17 protein-coding genes and 2 tRNA genes are annotated in these 15,156 nt (G+C 66.9%); 11 read left to right on the plus strand and 8 right to left on the minus strand.

Going from position 1 to position 15,156, the window contains the following annotated elements; genetic code table 11:
• Positions 1–8: 8 nt before the first annotated feature.
• The 3 genes from NJQ99_RS06330 to NJQ99_RS06340 form a co-directional block, all read right to left on the minus strand.
• Positions 9–1,187, minus strand: a complete 1,179-nt coding sequence (locus tag NJQ99_RS06330; RefSeq protein WP_269331939.1) for an amino acid ABC transporter permease — start codon at positions 1,185–1,187, stop codon at positions 9–11.
• Between the two features lie 3 nt (positions 1,188–1,190).
• Positions 1,191–2,381, minus strand: coding sequence for an amino acid ABC transporter permease (locus tag NJQ99_RS06335; protein ID WP_269331940.1), 1,191 nt, complete (start codon positions 2,379–2,381; stop codon positions 1,191–1,193).
• Positions 2,382–2,592: 211 nt separating this feature from the next.
• Positions 2,593–3,606, minus strand: a complete 1,014-nt coding sequence (locus NJQ99_RS06340) for an amino acid ABC transporter substrate-binding protein (RefSeq protein WP_269331941.1) — start codon at positions 3,604–3,606, stop codon at positions 2,593–2,595.
• A 229-nt stretch (positions 3,607–3,835) separates the two neighbouring features.
• Between NJQ99_RS06340 and metC the strand changes: the two genes are divergently transcribed.
• The 4 genes from metC (at position 3,836) to NJQ99_RS06360 (ending at position 9,346) form a co-directional block, all read left to right on the plus strand.
• The gene (gene metC, locus NJQ99_RS06345) at positions 3,836–5,014 is read left to right on the plus strand and encodes a cystathionine beta-lyase (protein ID WP_269331942.1); all 1,179 of its coding nucleotides are present in this window, start codon (positions 3,836–3,838) and stop codon (positions 5,012–5,014) included.
• A gap of 195 nt (positions 5,015–5,209) precedes the next feature.
• Entirely contained in the window at positions 5,210–6,178 is a 969-nt protein-coding gene (locus NJQ99_RS06350; RefSeq protein WP_407933356.1) for a TAXI family TRAP transporter solute-binding subunit, read from the plus strand.
• A gap of 117 nt (positions 6,179–6,295) precedes the next feature.
• Positions 6,296–8,902: a TRAP transporter permease gene (locus NJQ99_RS06355; RefSeq protein ID WP_269331944.1), complete on the plus strand. Its 2,607-nt coding sequence runs from the start codon at positions 6,296–6,298 to the stop codon at positions 8,900–8,902.
• 15 nt (positions 8,903–8,917) lie between these two features.
• Positions 8,918–9,346 carry a universal stress protein gene (locus tag NJQ99_RS06360; RefSeq protein ID WP_269331945.1) on the plus strand — a complete coding sequence of 143 codons (429 nt, stop codon included), beginning with the start codon at positions 8,918–8,920 and terminating at the stop codon, positions 9,344–9,346.
• Positions 9,347–9,366: 20 nt separating this feature from the next.
• Here NJQ99_RS06360 and NJQ99_RS06365 read toward each other — a convergent pair.
• The 4 genes from NJQ99_RS06365 to NJQ99_RS06380 form a co-directional block, all read right to left on the minus strand.
• A tRNA-Arg gene (locus tag NJQ99_RS06365) sits at positions 9,367–9,443 on the minus strand.
• 118 nt (positions 9,444–9,561) lie between these two features.
• On the minus strand, positions 9,562–9,870 hold the full coding sequence (locus tag NJQ99_RS06370) for an ETC complex I subunit (RefSeq protein ID WP_269331946.1): 309 nt from the start codon (positions 9,868–9,870) through the stop codon (positions 9,562–9,564).
• Positions 9,871–9,935: 65 nt separating this feature from the next.
• A tRNA-Pro gene (locus NJQ99_RS06375) sits at positions 9,936–10,012 on the minus strand.
• A gap of 81 nt (positions 10,013–10,093) precedes the next feature.
• Positions 10,094–10,591 (minus strand): DUF192 domain-containing protein, encoded by a 498-nt coding sequence (locus NJQ99_RS06380; protein ID WP_269331947.1) that lies wholly within the window; start codon positions 10,589–10,591, stop codon positions 10,094–10,096.
• Between NJQ99_RS06380 and NJQ99_RS06385 the strand changes: the two genes are divergently transcribed.
• A complete protein-coding gene (locus NJQ99_RS06385) occupies positions 10,590–11,369 on the plus strand; it encodes an ABC transporter ATP-binding protein (RefSeq protein WP_269331948.1) in 780 nt (259 codons plus the stop codon). The genes NJQ99_RS06380 and NJQ99_RS06385 overlap by 2 nt on opposite strands.
• Positions 11,366–12,127 carry an ABC transporter permease gene (locus NJQ99_RS06390; RefSeq protein ID WP_269331949.1) on the plus strand — a complete coding sequence of 254 codons (762 nt, stop codon included), beginning with the start codon at positions 11,366–11,368 and terminating at the stop codon, positions 12,125–12,127. Before NJQ99_RS06385 ends, NJQ99_RS06390 begins: the two co-directional genes overlap by 4 nt.
• A gap of 18 nt (positions 12,128–12,145) precedes the next feature.
• On the opposite strand, the gene NJQ99_RS16355 is transcribed toward NJQ99_RS06390, so the two are convergent.
• On the minus strand, positions 12,146–12,697 hold the full coding sequence (locus NJQ99_RS16355) for a cold-shock protein (protein ID WP_269331950.1): 552 nt from the start codon (positions 12,695–12,697) through the stop codon (positions 12,146–12,148).
• 274 nt (positions 12,698–12,971) lie between these two features.
• On the opposite strand from NJQ99_RS16355, the gene NJQ99_RS06400 reads away from it, so the two are divergent.
• Genes NJQ99_RS06400 through NJQ99_RS06420 form a run of 5 tightly spaced genes read left to right on the plus strand, consistent with a single transcriptional unit; the run spans position 12,972 to position 15,156 of the window.
• Positions 12,972–13,448 (plus strand): Na+/H+ antiporter subunit E, encoded by a 477-nt coding sequence (locus tag NJQ99_RS06400; RefSeq protein ID WP_269331951.1) that lies wholly within the window; start codon positions 12,972–12,974, stop codon positions 13,446–13,448.
• Positions 13,449–13,452: 4 nt separating this feature from the next.
• Positions 13,453–13,779 (plus strand): cation:proton antiporter, encoded by a 327-nt coding sequence (locus NJQ99_RS06405; protein ID WP_269331952.1) that lies wholly within the window; start codon positions 13,453–13,455, stop codon positions 13,777–13,779.
• Positions 13,776–14,141 carry a monovalent cation/H(+) antiporter subunit G gene (mnhG, locus tag NJQ99_RS06410; protein WP_269331953.1) on the plus strand — a complete coding sequence of 122 codons (366 nt, stop codon included), beginning with the start codon at positions 13,776–13,778 and terminating at the stop codon, positions 14,139–14,141. Before NJQ99_RS06405 ends, mnhG begins: the two co-directional genes overlap by 4 nt.
• On the plus strand, positions 14,141–14,707 hold the full coding sequence (locus NJQ99_RS06415) for a DUF4040 domain-containing protein (protein ID WP_269331954.1): 567 nt from the start codon (positions 14,141–14,143) through the stop codon (positions 14,705–14,707). Before mnhG ends, NJQ99_RS06415 begins: the two co-directional genes overlap by 1 nt.
• Positions 14,704–15,156, plus strand: a complete 453-nt coding sequence (locus NJQ99_RS06420; protein ID WP_269331955.1) for a Na(+)/H(+) antiporter subunit B — start codon at positions 14,704–14,706, stop codon at positions 15,154–15,156. The genes NJQ99_RS06415 and NJQ99_RS06420 overlap by 4 nt, the downstream gene beginning before the upstream one ends.

The raw sequence follows: 15,156 nt of genomic DNA on the forward strand, positions 1-15,156 counted from the left end.
CATCCCCCTCAGTTTCGCCGGCCGGTGTCGAGCTTGCGCTCCATGTAGATGGAGTAGCGCGACATGCCGAAGCAGAAGATCCAGAAGCCGAAGCCGGCAAAGATGTAGCCCGTGGTCGCCGTGACCGGCGTCGACCAGTTGGGATCCGTCAGACCCTGCTGCACCGCCCCCAGCAGGTCGAACAGGCCGATGATCAGCACCAGCGTCGTGTCCTTGAAGAGACCGATGAACGTATTGACGATCCCGGGGATCACGAGCTTGAGCGCCTGCGGCAGGATGATGAGGCGCATCCGCTTCCAGTACCCGAGGCCGAGCGCCATCGCCGCCTCGTACTGGCCCTTCGGGATCGCCTGCAAGCCGCCGCGGACGACCTCCGCCATGTAGGCCGAGGCGAACAGCGCCACGCCGATCAGGCACCGCAGCAGCTTGTCGAAGTTCACCCCCTCGGGCAGGAACAGCGGCAGCATGACCGACGCCATGAACAGCACGGTAATCAGCGGGATGCCCCGCCAGAACTCGATGAAGGCGATGCAGACCATGCGCACCAGCGGCATGTCCGAGCGCCGCCCGAGCGCCAGCAGGATGCCGATGGGCAGCGAGGCCACGATGCCGGAGACGGCCACGACCAGCGTGACGAGAAGCCCGCCCCACTGCGCCGTCTCCACGACCGGGAGGCCGAAACTTCCGCCCGTCAGCAGGAAGAACGTGACGAGCGGATAGGCCGTCAGCATCAGCACGCCGATCACGCGCTTGGCCGGCACCGCAGGGATCACGAGCGCGGCGATGCCAAGCGCCCCCAGAAGGAAGACCAGGTTGACGCGCCAGACCTCCTCGTTCGGGTAGAACCCGTACATGAACTGGTTGAAGCGCGCCCAGACGAACGGCCAGCAGGCGCCCACCTCGGGTCCCAGACACGCCTCGCGGTTGGCACCGGTCCAGACGGCATTGATCACCGTGAACTCGATAAAGGGGGGAACGATCAGCCAGATCAGGTAGAGGCCGAGAAGCGTCAAACTGGTATTGAACCAGCCGGAGAACAGGTTCTCCCTGATCCATCCCAGCACGCCGGTCGTGCTGACCGGCGGCGGCAGGCTCGGCAATTGCTCGTTCGTGTGAAAGCCCGCGAGATGCGCCGTGCGCCGCTTGCCGGCCTCGCCTGCCTCACGGTCGAGGAATGCGTCCGTCATGGCTCAGCGCTCCTTCAGCGCGATGCGCGCATTGTACCAGTTCATGAACACCGAGGTGGCGATGGAGAGCGTGAGATACGTCAGCATCGTCATCAGCAGCACCTCGACCGCCTGTCCCGTCTGGTTCAGCACGGTGCCCGCGAACACCGAGACGAGATCCGGATAGGCGATGGCTACCGCGAGCGAAGAGTTCTTGGTGAGGTTCAGATACTGGCTGGTGAGCGGCGGGATGATCACGCGCAGCGCCTGCGGGATGATGATGAGGCGCAGGGTGCTCCCCGGCCGCATGCCGAGTGCGTAGGACGCCTCCGTCTGGCCGTGGCTGACCGACAGGATGCCTGCCCGCACGATCTCCGCGATGAAGGAGGCGGTGTAGATCGCCAGCGCCAGGACGAGCGAGATCAGCTCCGGAATGACGACGAAGCCGCCCTTGAAGTTGAAACCGGCCAGCGCCGGCATGTCCCAGGTCACGGGGAAGCCAGTGGCGAGTCCGGCGATCAGCGGCAGCCCGACGATCAGGCCGAGAGCGGTGAGGAACACCGGGAACTGCTGGCCCGTCGCCTCCTGCCGCTTGCGGGCCCAGCGCCTGATGCCGAAGCTCAGCACGAGGCCGATAAGCAGCGCGACCGGCATGGCGGCAAAGCCTTCGCCGTAGATCGGCGACGGGGCGATGATGCCCCGGTTGTTGATGAAGACCGCGTCGCCGATGTTCACGCTGTCGCGCGGTCCCGGCAGCGCCCGAAGCACCGCGAAGTACCAGAAGAAGATCTGCAGCAGCAGCGGCAGGTTGCGCACGACCTCGACGTAAACGGTCGCGATCCGCGCGACCAGCCAGTTCCTCGACAGCCGCATGATGCCGACGACGAACCCGAGGATGGTCGCAAAGAAGATCCCGACGATCGCGACGAGCAGCGTGTTCAGCAGACCGACGACATAAACCCGTCCGTAGCTCGATTCCTCGGAAAACGGGACCAGTGTCTGGATGATGGAAAAGCCGGCCGTCGAGTCGAGGAAACCGAAGCCGGAGGCGATGTTGCGCTCGCTCAGGTTGGTGACCGTGTTGTCCACGATCGACCAGAACAGCCAGATCACCGCCAGAAGCAGCGCGGCCTGGAAAAAGAGCCCTCGCCATCGCGGATCGTTGATGAGGGAGACCTTTGCCCCCTCCCCGTGACCGTCCACACCGGTCGTCATCTCGGACATCCCCCCTTCGAACAGACACGCATCACGTGCCGGCCATGGTCATGCTGGCCGGCTGCGCGGCGTCTGGACGCCCCCTTGTCATGTCCAGGAAGTCCGGCCAGGCCGCTTCCATCGGCACGCAGGCCAGGCCCTGCAACGGCCGGACGGCATTGCGGAGATCCGCACACGCCGCCCGGCCGCAATCAGGCAGACCCGGCAGCGGTCAGCGGACCGGCGGCGCGTACTGGATGCCGCCGTCCGTCCAGAGCGCGTTCAGACCGCGCGAGATGCCGAGCGGCGTGTCCGGGCCGACGTTGCGGTCGAACACCTCGCCGTAGTTGCCGACCTGGGCGATGATGTTCACCGCCCAGTCATTCGACAGGCCGAGGCCCTGGCCGAACTCGCCCTCGATCCCCAGAAGACGGCGGATCGACGGGTTGTCGGTGCCCTTCATCTGCTCGACGTTCTCGGAATCGACGCCAAGTTCCTCGGCGTTCAGCATGGCGAAGTGGGTCCACTTCACGATGTTGAACCACTGGTCGTCGCCCTGGCGCACAACCGGGCCGAGCGGCTCCTTCGAGATGATCTCCGGCAGAACCATGTGCTCGTCCGGGTTCGTCAGCTTCAGGCGCTGCGCGTAGAGGCCCGAGGCGTCCGTCGTGTAGACGTCGCAGCGGCCGGAGTCGTAGGCCGCGACCACCTCGTCCGCCTTCTCGAAGGCGACGAGCGTGTAGTCCATGCTGTTCTTGCGGAAGAAGTCGGCCGCGTTCAGCTCGGTCGTCGTGCCGGTGTTGGTGCAGACGCTCGCGCCGCCGAGCTCCAGGGCGGATGCGATGCCCAGCGACTTGCGGATCATGAAGCCCTGGCCGTCATAATAGTTCACGCCGGCGAAGTTCAGGCCGAGCGAGGTGTCCCGCGTCATGGTCCAGGTCGTGTTGCGCGACAGGATGTCGATTTCGCTGGACTGCAGCGCCGTGAACCGCTCCTTCGCCGAGAGCGGCGTGTACTTGACCTTCGACGCATCCCCGAAGACGGCAGCCGCGACCGCGCGGCAGAGGTCGACGTCGAGGCCGGTCCACTTGCCCGCGTCATCGGTGTTGGAGAAGCCGGGCAGGCCCTGGCTGACGCCGCACTGGATGAAGCCCTTGGCCTTCACGTTGTCGAGCGTCGAAGCCGAAGCGGCCGACGCCGCCAGAGCGGCACTGGCGACCGCACCAAGAAGCACAGACTGTTTCATGATTATCCTCTTCCCTGTACAGAACCCTTCGGCTTCGGTTCCTGACCGGCCGATTATTCGATGCCCTGCCCGTGCGGCACATCGCCCTCCCGGGTGAGCACCTATGGTGAGGTAGCATGACCGCCATGCGCGGGCAAATGCAAGTGCGAGCTTGAAACCGTCACGATTTGACGCCTGTACGGAGACCGGCGGCAGGGCATCCGCAACAGAACAAGGGAACGGAGGAAGAATGGGCAGCAATGGCTCGGAGCGTACGCGGATCGTCCACGCAGGCCGCAATCCGGAACGTCAGTCAGGCGCGGTGAACCCGCCCGTCTATCATGCCTCCACCATTCTCTTTCCGACTGTCGCGGACTTGCTCGCCCCGCCCTCGCACCCACTGGAAACGGTGCGCTACGGCCGCCGCGGCACGCCGTCGACCTTCGCCTTCCAGGAGGCCGTGGCGGAGCTTGAAGGCGGCGACCGCTGCCTCAGCTACCCTTCGGGCCTCGCGGCCATCACGGGCACCTTTCTCGGATTCCTGAAAACCGGGGACCACGCGCTGATCGCGGACACTGTCTACGGACCGACGCGGGGGGTGGCGAACGGGCTGCTGGCCCGCATGGGTGTCGAGACGACCTTCTACGACCCCGCCATCGGGAGCGGGATCGCGGACCTGATCCGCCCGGAGACGAAGCTCGTCTTCACCGAGGCGCCGGGCTCCCTCACGTTCGAGATGATGGACATTCCGGCGGTCGCGCAGGCGGCGCACGCCCGCGGCGTGACCGTGGTGATGGACAACACCTGGGCGTCGCCGCACTTCTTCAAGCCGTTCGAGCACGGCGTCGATATCGCGATCCAGGCGGCGACCAAGTACATCGTCGGCCATTCCGACGCGATGCTCGGCACGGTGACCGTAAAGGACAGCCATTTCGAGCCGCTTTACAAGGCGTGGGAGCAACTGGGCTATGCTGCCGCGCCCGACGACATCTATCTCGCGCAGAGGGGCCTGCGCACGCTTGCCGTGCGGCTCGACCAGCACCAGAAGACCGCGCTAGAGCTTGCGCACTGGTTCCAGTCCCGGCCCGAGGTCGAGCGCGTACTCTACCCCGCGCTGGAGACCGATCCGGGACACGCGCTCTGGAAGCGCGATTTTCTCGGCGCATCCGGCCTGTTCGGCGTGGTGCTGAAGCCTGTCTCCCGGGACGCCTTGGCCGCCATGCTCGACAACATGGCCTATTTCGGCATGGGGTATTCCTGGGGCGGCTACGAAAGCCTGTTGATCCCCGCCTTCCCGGAGAAGATCCGGACGGCGACCCATTGGGCTGCCGAGGGGCCGCTGCTGCGCGTCCATGCGGGCCTGGAGGACGCAGCCGACCTGATCGCCGATCTCGACGAGGGCTTCGCACGCCTCGCCGCGGCCGGTTGAACACACGCAACCGCGGGAAATCGGGGGTTCACAGCCCCGCCACAATAGGGTCAGATTGCGACAGCCGGAGCCTTCGGAAGGGACCGGCGGCGCCTGAACGCCGTCGGGAACGCTTGCGGGTCGCTCCTGCCTGACAGGGAAGGCGGCCTGTCGACGGGCCGCCAAAGGGAATCATTTTGCAAGAAAGGGATGACGATGAGGAACATCGTGATCGGGGCCGCGTCCGCGTTGGCGATTCTCGGTCTCGCGGGAACCGCGACCGCAGCCGAGCAGCAGTTCATTTCCATCGGTACGGGCGGCGTCACGGGCGTCTACTACCCGACCGGCGGCGCGATCTGCCGACTGGTGAACAAGGACCGCAAGGAGCACGGCATCCGCTGCTCGGTGGAGTCCACCGGCGGCTCGGTCTACAACATCAACACGGTGCGCTCCGGCGAGCTGGAGTTCGGCGTGGCCCAGTCCGACTGGCAGTACCATGCCTACAACGGCACTTCGAAATTCGAGGAAGCCGGCGCATTCGAAGGGCTGCGCGCGGTCTTCTCCGTGCATCCCGAGCCGTTCACGCTGATCGTGCGTGCCGATTCCGGCATCACCTCGTTCGAGGGCCTGAAGGGTAAGCGCGTCAACGTCGGCAACCCCGGTTCGGGTCAGCGCGCGACGATGGAAGTCGTCATGGACGCCTTCGGCATGAAGATGGACGACTTCTCGCTGGCTGCCGAACTCAAGGGTTCGGAAATGGCCGCCGCCCTCTGCGACAACAAGATCGACGCGATGATCTACACGATCGGCCACCCGGCCGCGGCGATCAAGGAGGCGACGACCGCCTGCGACGCCAAGCTGATCTCCGTCACCGGCGCGCCGATCGACAAGCTGGTGTCCGAGAACCCCTACTACCGCGTCGCCACCATCCCCGCCGGCATGTACCGCGGCACGGATGAGGACGTGACCACCTTCGGCGTCGGCGCGACCTTCGTTTCCTCCTCCGACGTGTCGGAAGAGGTTGTCTATGTCGTGACCAAGGCGGTGTTCGAGAACATCGACGACTTCCGCCGCCTGCATCCCGCCTTCGCGAACCTCGATCCGAAGGAAATGATCAGCGACGGCCTGTCCGCGCCGATCCACGACGGGGCGATGAAGTACTACAAGGAGAAGGGCTGGAAGTAAGTCAGCCCGGAGGTGGCGCGGCTCCGGAAAGGGGCCGCGCCATTTTCCCATAAGGCTCCCCGATCGAACGGGGACATGACCGCTTCAGCATTCCGACAGCACAAGGGGGGACTGGGGATGAGCGATCGTGCAGCCGGAACCGGCGCGGTCTCAGCGGGCGACCTCGTTGCCGAAACGGATACCGGCGCGCGCCAGCCGCCAGGTGCCATGGGCACGGTCATCGCGGCCACGGCCTTCATCTGGTCGCTGTTCCAGCTCTACATCTCCTCGCCCCTGCCCTTCATCCTGACGCGGATAACGGGCCTCAACCTCGTCTTCAACACGGACGAGGCGCGCGCGATCCACCTCGCCTTCGGGTTCGGGCTCGCCGCGCTGGCCTACCCGCTCTTCAAGTCGAGCCCGCGCGACCGGATCCCCCTCTACGACTGGCTCCTGGTGATCCTGGGCGTCGGCGCGTGTCTCTATCTCGTGGTGTTCGCCGACTCCATTTCGACGCGGCCCGGCCTGCCGACCGCGACGGACCTCGTCGTCTCCTCCGTGGGCCTCGTGGTTCTGCTGATCTCCGCCTACCGGGCGCTCGGGCTGCCGCTCGTGATCGTGGCGTCGGTGTTCCTGCTTTACGTGTTCTTCGGCCACAACCCGGTGCTGCCGGACGCGATCCAGTGGAAGGGCGCGTCCTACGGCAAGGCGATGTGGCATTTCTGGATGCAGACCGAGGGTGTGTTCGGCGTCGCGCTGGGCGTCTCGGCCTCCATGATCTTCCTGTTCGTGCTGTTCGGCGCGCTGCTCGACAAGGCGGGGGCCGGCAACTATTTCATCCAGGTCGCCTACTCGCTGCTCGGCCATTTGCGCGGCGGGCCGGCGAAGGCGGCGGTCCTGTCGTCGGCCATGACCGGCATGATCTCGGGCTCGTCCATCGCCAACACTGTGACGACGGGCACCTTCACCATCCCGCTGATGAAGCGCACGGGTTTTCCCGCGGAGAAGGCAGGCGCGGTCGAGGTCGCGTCGTCGACCAACGGCCAGCTGACCCCGCCCGTCATGGGCGCGGCGGCGTTCCTGATGGTCGAATATGTCGGCATCTCCTACCTGGAGGTGGTGCGGCATGCCTTCCTGCCGGCGGTGATTTCCTACATCGCGCTGCTCTACATCGTGCATCTCGAGGCCCTGAAACTCGGCCTCAAGGGCATGGAGCGGTCGGGGCCTGCCCGCACCGCGCTGGAGCGCCTGTTCGGCGTGGCGACCGGGTTCGTCGGGGTGATCGTGCTCGCGGCCGCGCTCTACTACGGGCTCGGGTGGACGAAGGACATCTTCGGGGATGCGACCTTCTACGCCGTCGGGGTCATCTTCGTCGTGGCCTATCTCGCGCTTCTGAAGCTGGCTGCGAGCTATCCCGACCTGAAGGCCGACGATCCCGAAGCCGATATCACCGAGATTCCCGATCCGAAGCGCACAGCCGTCACCGGCCTGCATTTCCTGCTGCCGATCGTCGTGCTGGTCTGGTGCCTGATGATCGAGCGGCTGTCGCCCGCGCTGTCGGCCTATTGGGCGACCGTCTGCATGGTCTTCATCGTGCTGACGCAACACCCCATCAAAGCCTTCTTCCGGGGTGAGACGGGCTATGGAGACCGGCTGCGCCGGGGCGTGGCGGAGTTCGTCGCCGGCATGATCTCGGGCGCGCGCAACATGATCGGCATCGCGGTGGCGACGGGCGCGGCGGGCGTCATCGTCGGCACGATCTCGCTGACCGGCGCGCACCAGGTGATGGGCGAGTTCGTTGAGTTCCTCTCCGGCGGCAGCCTGATGCTGATGCTGTTCTTCGTCGCGGTACTCAGCCTGATCCTCGGCATGGGGCTGCCGACGACGGCGAACTACATCGTCGTCTCCTCGCTGATGGCGCCGGTGATCGTGTCGCTCGGCGCTGCCAACGGGCTGATCGTGCCGCTGATCGCGGTGCACATGTTCGTCTTCTACTTCGGCATCCTCGCCGACGACACGCCTCCGGTGGGGCTTGCGGCGTTCGCAGCCGCCGCGATCAGCCGGGGCGACCCGATCATGACCGGCGTGCAGGGCTTCATGTACGACATCCGCACGGCCCTCCTGCCCTTCCTGTTCATCTTCAACACCGACCTGCTGCTGATCAACGTGACCTTCGTGCAGGGCATCTTCGTCTTCATCGTCGCGCTGGTCGCCATGTTGCTGTTCGCGGCGGCGACACAAGGCTATTTCCTCGCCCGCAGCCGGCTTTGGGAGACGGCGGCGCTGCTGCTGATCGCCTTCACGCTGTTCCGCCCGGGCTACTGGCTCGACCAGATCGCCGACCCTTATGTCGAGGTTCAGGCCACGCAGATCTTCGAGGCGGCGGAGGCCAAGCCGTCGGGCGACACGCTGCGCGTCCTGGTCGAGGGCGAGGAGCTTGGTACCGGCCAGATCGTGTCGAAGGCCGTGCGCCTGCCGCTGGGCGAGGCGGGGCCGTCCGGCGCGGAGCGGTTGCTGGCGAACGCGGGTCTGGAGTTCCGCGTCGACGGCGACCGCGTGTTCGTCGACAACCTCGAATTCGGCGGCTTTGCCGAGCAGAACGGCATCGACTTCGACTGGGAGGTGCTGAAGGTCGAGGTGGCGGCGGAGCGGATGCCGAAGGAGGTGTTCTACCTCCCTGCCCTGGCGCTTCTGGCCGTGGTGGTGCTGTTCCAGCGCCGCCGCCAGACCGTCCCGGCCTTCTGAGGGGGAGAGACGCCCATGTACCGCGACATCCTGCTGCCGGTGGACCTCGCCCACACCGGCCACGACAGGCCGGCCATCGGCCAGGCGCTGAAACTGGCGGAGACGTTCGGGGCAAAGCTGCACGTGATGACCGTACTGCCCGACTACGGCATGAGCATCGTCGGCTCCTACTTCCCGCCCGACTTCGAGAAGAAGGGGCTGAAGAAGGCGGATGAGGAGTTGCACGCCTTCGTCAAGCGCACGGTGCCGGAGGGCATGCCCGTCCAGCACATCGTGGCGCACGGCACGGTCTACAAGGAGATCGTGAAGGCGGCGAAGGAGACGGGCTGCGACCTGATCGTGATGACGCCCGGCCGCTCGGCGTTCGAGGACTTCCTGATCGGCCCGAACGCCGCCCGCGTCATGCGCCACGCCCCCTGCTCCGTCCTGCTGGTGAGGGAGTGAGAGACGGCGCGGGCGGAAACTGGCGACCCCGGCAGGATTCGAACCTGCGACCGACGGCTTAGAAGGCCGTTGCTCTATCCAGCTGAGCTACGGGGCCCCTTGGGCGATGACTCGCGCGGAAAGATAGCGCAAAGGCGCGGCGCACGCACGCAGACAGAGCGGGCGCGCGACGAAACACGGGCACGGGGCGGACGTCCGATACGGGCGGGTCTGCCTCAGTGCGACCACTGCTCCCGCCGGTTGAAGGCGAAATTGGCCGAATAGGACTTGGTCGCGCGCGCCATCTCGTGCGGCTCGACCAGGCGGAAGGCGATGCCGTGGCGCTTCGCGTAGTCGATTGCGCCTTCCTTCGTCTCGAAGCGCAACTTGACCTGCGTCGCCTGCGTGTCGCCCGAGCCGGTCCAGCCCATCAGCGGATCGACGCGCTTCTTCTCCTCCGGCTCGAACTCCAGCACCCATTTGCGGGTGTTGGCCTTGCCGGACTGCATGGCGGTCTTCGCGGGCTTGTAGATGCGGGCGACCATCGCGTTCTGCACCTTCTACGTTGCGGCGGGCGCGCGCGGCATCCGCCCGCCCTGCCGGAGTTGTCTGGTCGGGGCGGCGTGATTCGAACACGCGACCCTCTGCTCCCAAAGCAGATGCGCTACCAGGCTGCGCTACGCCCCGATTTGCCACGGGGAATTACACCATGCCACGGGGGCAAACAAGTTCGGAAGCCCCCGCGCGGGCGGCGTTCGCGCGTCCGCCCTACTCCCGGCTTGGCAGGATCACGCGGTCTCCGGGCTCCGCCCCGATCTCGCGCGCGCGTCCGCCCGCGATCTCGAGCACCGCGGTCACCGGCTCCCCCGCCGATATGGTCTCCAGCGAGAGGGGTCGCGCGTTGCGCGCGATGCGGGCGACGGTCCCGTCGGCGCGGATGAACAGCATGTCGAGCGGGATGAGCGTGTTCTTCATCCACATGGTGACGACCTGCGGCCGGTCGTAGAAGAAGATCATGCCCGCGTCGTCCGCCAGATGCTCCCGATGCATCAGGCCGGTCGCGCGCGCCTCGGGCGTGTCGGCGATCTCGACCGCGAAGACATGGGCGCCGGTCGCCGTCTCCACCGTCACCTGCGCCTCGCCCTCGCAGCCCGCCAGAAGCAGGGCGAGCGCGGCAAGGGCTGCCAGCAGCCCCGCCCTGAGCGCACTTGCAGGCCGCCGCCCGTCCCCTATAACCGAACCGATGCGCAGCGCCGGAGCCGTCATGCCTTCACCCTCGCCGTTCCCGACTTCGCCGGAGCGCGCGCCCGCAATCGCGGTCGCGGGGCTGACGCTGCTCTATGGCGGCACCCCGCTTTATGACGGGTTCTCGGCGGAGTTTCCAGCGGGCCGGACGACCGCGCTGCTGGGCCGGTCGGGCGTCGGCAAGTCGACGTTGCTCAAGGCCATCGCGGGACTCGCACCCGCGCAAGCCGGGCGCGTGACGGACGGCGGCGGCGCGGACCTCACAGGCCGCGTCGCCTACATGGACCAGAAGCCGCTGCTGATGCCCTGGCTCAGCGTGCTGGAGAACGTGACCCTGGGCGCGCGGCTGCGGGGGGAGCGCGCAGATACCGCCCGCGCCCGCGCGATACTCGCCGAAGTGGGGCTTGCGGGCCGCGAGCGCGACCGGCCCGCGGCGCTGTCCGGCGGCATGCGCCAGCGCGCGGCGCTCGCCCGCACGCTGATGGAGGACAAGTCCGCGGTGCTGATGGACGAGCCCTTCTCCGCCGTAGACGCCATCACGCGGCTGGAGTTGCAGGCGCTGGCGGTCCGGATGCTCGCGGGCCGCACCTGCCTGCTCGTCACGCACGACCCGCTGGAGGCGCTGGTGCTCGCCGACCGCATCCACGTGCTGGAGGGCGCGCCGGTGCGCCTGTCCCCGGCGCTGGAGCCCGATGCGGAAGGCGCAGGCGCGCCCCCGCGGGCGCCCGCCGACGCCGCCGTGCGCCCCCTGCTCGACCGGCTGATCGGCAGCCTGCGCGGTGCGGAGACGGTCCCATGATCCGCGGAGCCGTCACTGCCGCGGGGCTCCTCGCGCTCTGGTGGCTCGTGACGGTCGCGACGGCCGTGCCCGCCTACATCCTGCCGGGGCCGGACCGCGTGCTTGCAGCGCTCTGGACCCATCGCGCGGTGCTGGCGGAAAACGCGGGCGTGACGCTGCTGGAGATCGTGCTGGGGCTGGCGCTCGGTCTCGCGCTTGGCGTCGGGGCGGCGCTGGGCATGGCGATGTCTGCGCGCGCGGAACGCTGGGTGAAGCCTGTCATCGTGATCAGCCAGGCGCTGCCGGTCTTCGCGCTCGCGCCCATTCTCGTGCTCTGGCTGGGGTTCGGGCTCGCCTCCAAGGTGGCGATGGCGGCGCTGATCATCTTCTTTCCGGTGGCGGCCGCCTTCCACGACGGGCTCGCGCGGACCGAGCCCGGCTGGATCGACCTTGCACGCACGCTGAGGGCGCGGCCCGGCGCCCGCGTCCGCGCGGGCGACCTGCGCATCCTCTGGCATATCCGGATGCCCGCAGCGCTGCCGGCGCTGGCGTCGGGCGCGCGCGTCGCGGCAGCGGTTGCCCCCATCGGCGCGGTCGTGGGCGAATGGGTGGGATCGAGCGCGGGCCTCGGCCGCCTGATGCTGCACGCCAACGCGCGGCTTCAGGTCGATCTCATGTTCGCTGCCCTGCTGGTGCTCGCGGTCATGGCGCTGGCCGTGTGGGCGCTCGTGGATACCAGCTTCCGCCGCCTGGTGCGCTGGAACGCCACCGACAGCTGACCGGCGGACCGAGGTTCGTCAGCCCTCGCGCACCTCGATGTAGATGGCGGACCGGCCCTTGCCTCCCATCTCGAAGGCGACACGCACGGACTGCCCTTCCTCGAGGTGCAGAAGGCCGCTGCGGCGCAGGGTCTCCATGTGCACGAAGATGTCGCCGCCGTCGGCGGTCCCGTCCACGAGGAAGCCGTAGCCCTTGACCCGGTTGAACCATTTGACCGTTGCATCGATCAGTTCGTCCTCGGGCGGGCGCTCGGTCTGGACCTCGCGCATCTGGCCGTTCAGCATCTGCGCGCGCTGCTGCAGGACATCGGCCTCCGGCATCGCGATCTCGAAGACCTGAACGGCCTGAAGCCCGCGTTTGCCCTCGACCACGTCGCAGGCAATCGTCATTCCCTCGGTCAGCGTCGTCCGGCTGTAGGGACCGAGCGCGGAATGGTGCAGAAGCACATCCCCCGTGCCCTCGTCGGGCACGATGAATCCGTAGCCCTTGACCGGATCGAACCACTTTAACGTTCCACGCAACCGGAACACTTCCGGCTCCTTGCGCGAGGCACCTACATCCCCAGACATGACCCCCACCCCAATGAGAAGCTACTTTAGCCTTCGATTATGAGGCCTACAGTTTAAACAAAAGACAAGAGACTCTCCAAACCCATTGAAAGAAAACACCAATTAGGATGTATGAGCCTACCGGCCTCACACGTGCCGCGTGTGCAGCGGCACATTTTTTGACTTCCGGAACCTTGCGGGCGGCATCCGGACGCGCTACTTGCGACGGAACGTCAAGAACGACCGCGCACATGGCGCGGCGGCAGGCAGGGCACGAGGGGGAGTAACGGGGGTCATGCTGCATTCCGTGACGCTGGGTCTCGGTCTGGCGGTCCTGTGGCTGGCGTTGTCCGGCTATTATGACAAGCCCCTGCTTCTGGGACTTGGCGTATTTTCCGTGCTGCTCGTGACCTGGATCGCGCGCCGCATGGACGTGGTCGACGGCGAAGCCGTGCCGCTTCAGATGCGCTCCGCCATCTTCGGGTACTGGCCCTGGCTCGGCAAGGAAATCACCAAGTCCGCCATCGCCGTGTGCAAGCTTGCGCTCGGCCCGAAATCCGCGCTGTCGCCGACGCTCGTGCGGGTCAAGGCATCGCAGAGGACGGATCTGGGCCGTGTGACCTATGCCAACTCCATCACGCTGACGCCGGGAACGGTCACGGTCGACATCGACGAGGACGTCCTTCTCGTCCACGGCCTGACGCGGGCCATGGCCGCGGATGTCGAGGCGGGCGAGATCGACCGGCGCGTCACCGCGGCAGAGGGGCGGTAGCGCGATGTTCCTCGCCGCCACAATTGCCGTCCTGGTCGCGCTGGCGCTGACGCTGGTGCGCCTGTTCGCGGGGCCGTCGCTCTACGACCGCGTGCTCGCGCTCAATTCTGTCGGCACCAAGACCGTGCTGCTGATCGGTCTCGTCGGCTTCCTGACGGAACGGCCGGAGTTCCTCGACATTGCGCTTCTCTACGCGCTGATCAATTTCGCAGGCACGTTCGTGATCCTGAAGTTCTTCCGGTACCGTGCCGTCGGCGACATGGCGCACCAGAGCATGGACACGCTCAGCGCCGACACGCCGCGCGATCCGCGTGGGGAGGACCGGCGATGAGTGCGAGCGAACTCCTCGCCCTCGCGCTCGACGCGGCAAGCTGGGCACTGCTGGTGACCGGCGGGCTGATGCTGGTGATCGGCGCCATAGGCCTTCTGCGGTTTCCCGACTTCTACACGCGCCTGCACGCGGGCGGCGTGATCGACACGCTGGGCGCCGACCTGATGCTGCTCGGCATGGCGCTGCAGGCGGGTTTCTCGCTGGTGACCGTGAAACTGCTGCTGATCGGGCTGTTCCTGTTCTTCACCAGCCCGACGTCGACGCATGCCACGGCCAATGCCGCCTATTTCGCCGGCCTCCGCCCGGTTACGGCGGATGACGGGGACAAGGACGGCGGCCCCAAGCCGGGGGAGCCCGCCTGATGGAGATCTACGTCAACGTCGTGCTGATGGGGATGCTCGCGATCATCGCGCTTGCCATCGTGCGCGTGCGGCATCTCTTTGCCGCGGTGATGCTGGCAGGCGTCTACAGCCTCGTTGCGGCCATCGTCTTCGTCTCGCTCGACGCGGTGGACGTGGCCTTTACCGAGGCGGCGGTCGGCGCGGGCGTGTCCACGCTGCTGTTCCTCGGGGCGCTGGCGCTCACGACGCGGCGCGAAAAGGTCGTGCAAGGGCGAAGCATCGTGCCGCTGGTCGTCGTGCTGGCGGTGGGCGCGGCCCTGGTCTACGGCACGCTGGACCTGCCGAAGTTCGGCGACCCCTCCGCGCCGGTGCAGACCCATGTCGCGCCCTTCTACATCCAGGACACCCGCGACACGATCCAGATCCCGAACATCGTGACGACCGTTCTGGCGAGTTATCGCGGCTTCGACACGCTGGGCGAGGTGGTCGTGGTCTTCACCGCGGGCATCGGCGTGATCCTGCTGATCGGGCGTGCGCACCTGAGCCAGCGCCGCCCCGATGACGACAAATCGGGGGAAGAGGCATGAAATACCGCCTCTCCGAACGTCACAAGCTTCTCCGCATCATCGCGAAGATGCTCGTGCCGCCGATCATGCTGTTCGGCCTCTACGTCCAGTTCCACGGCGACTACGGCCCGGGCGGCGGTTTCCAGGCCGGGATCATCTTCGCCACCGGCATCGCGCTCTACGGCATCGTGTTCGGCCTCGACAAGGCGAAGGCGGTCTTTCCGATGGGCTGGGCGCGCGCCCTCGTGGCTGGCGGCGTTCTGCTGTACGCCGGCACCGGCGTGTGGTCGATGCTGCGGGGCGCGCAGTTCCTGAACTACAACGTGCTCGCCCACGAGGTCGCACACGCCCAGCATTACGGCATCCTGCTCGTGGAGTTCGGCGTCGGCATGACGGTCGCGGGCGTGATCATCGCGATCTTCTACTCCTTCGCCGGCCGCCCGCCGCGCATGAGCGACGAGGACTGGTAG

The organism is Futiania mangrovi, from assembly GCF_024158125.1.
GTDB lineage: Bacteria > Pseudomonadota > Alphaproteobacteria > Futianiales > Futianiaceae > Futiania > Futiania mangrovi.

What these genes read in the sequence shown, in the direction of transcription:
- metC (WP_269331942.1), top strand. Translation starts at nt 3,836, where the DNA reads ATGGGCAGCAATGGCTCGGAGCGTACGCGGATCGTCCACGCAGGCCGC.
- NJQ99_RS06350 (WP_407933356.1), top strand. Translation starts at nt 5,210, where the DNA reads ATGAGGAACATCGTGATCGGGGCCGCGTCCGCGTTGGCGATTCTCGGT.
- NJQ99_RS06360 (WP_269331945.1), top strand. Translation starts at nt 8,918, where the DNA reads ATGTACCGCGACATCCTGCTGCCGGTGGACCTCGCCCACACCGGCCAC.
- NJQ99_RS16355 (WP_269331950.1), bottom strand. Translation starts at nt 12,697, where the DNA reads ATGTCTGGGGATGTAGGTGCCTCGCGCAAGGAGCCGGAAGTGTTCCGG.
- NJQ99_RS06385 (WP_269331948.1), top strand. Translation starts at nt 10,590, where the DNA reads ATGCCTTCACCCTCGCCGTTCCCGACTTCGCCGGAGCGCGCGCCCGCA.
- NJQ99_RS06420 (WP_269331955.1), top strand. Translation starts at nt 14,704, where the DNA reads ATGAAATACCGCCTCTCCGAACGTCACAAGCTTCTCCGCATCATCGCG.
- mnhG (WP_269331953.1), top strand. Translation starts at nt 13,776, where the DNA reads ATGAGTGCGAGCGAACTCCTCGCCCTCGCGCTCGACGCGGCAAGCTGG.
- NJQ99_RS06370 (WP_269331946.1), bottom strand. Translation starts at nt 9,870, where the DNA reads ATGGTCGCCCGCATCTACAAGCCCGCGAAGACCGCCATGCAGTCCGGC.
- NJQ99_RS06415 (WP_269331954.1), top strand. Translation starts at nt 14,141, where the DNA reads ATGGAGATCTACGTCAACGTCGTGCTGATGGGGATGCTCGCGATCATC.
- NJQ99_RS06380 (WP_269331947.1), bottom strand. Translation starts at nt 10,591, where the DNA reads ATGACGGCTCCGGCGCTGCGCATCGGTTCGGTTATAGGGGACGGGCGG.
- NJQ99_RS06330 (WP_269331939.1), bottom strand. Translation starts at nt 1,187, where the DNA reads ATGACGGACGCATTCCTCGACCGTGAGGCAGGCGAGGCCGGCAAGCGG.
- NJQ99_RS06335 (WP_269331940.1), bottom strand. Translation starts at nt 2,381, where the DNA reads ATGACGACCGGTGTGGACGGTCACGGGGAGGGGGCAAAGGTCTCCCTC.
- NJQ99_RS06355 (WP_269331944.1), top strand. Translation starts at nt 6,296, where the DNA reads ATGAGCGATCGTGCAGCCGGAACCGGCGCGGTCTCAGCGGGCGACCTC.
- NJQ99_RS06405 (WP_269331952.1), top strand. Translation starts at nt 13,453, where the DNA reads ATGTTCCTCGCCGCCACAATTGCCGTCCTGGTCGCGCTGGCGCTGACG.
- NJQ99_RS06340 (WP_269331941.1), bottom strand. Translation starts at nt 3,606, where the DNA reads ATGAAACAGTCTGTGCTTCTTGGTGCGGTCGCCAGTGCCGCTCTGGCG.
- NJQ99_RS06390 (WP_269331949.1), top strand. Translation starts at nt 11,366, where the DNA reads ATGATCCGCGGAGCCGTCACTGCCGCGGGGCTCCTCGCGCTCTGGTGG.
- NJQ99_RS06400 (WP_269331951.1), top strand. Translation starts at nt 12,972, where the DNA reads ATGCTGCATTCCGTGACGCTGGGTCTCGGTCTGGCGGTCCTGTGGCTG.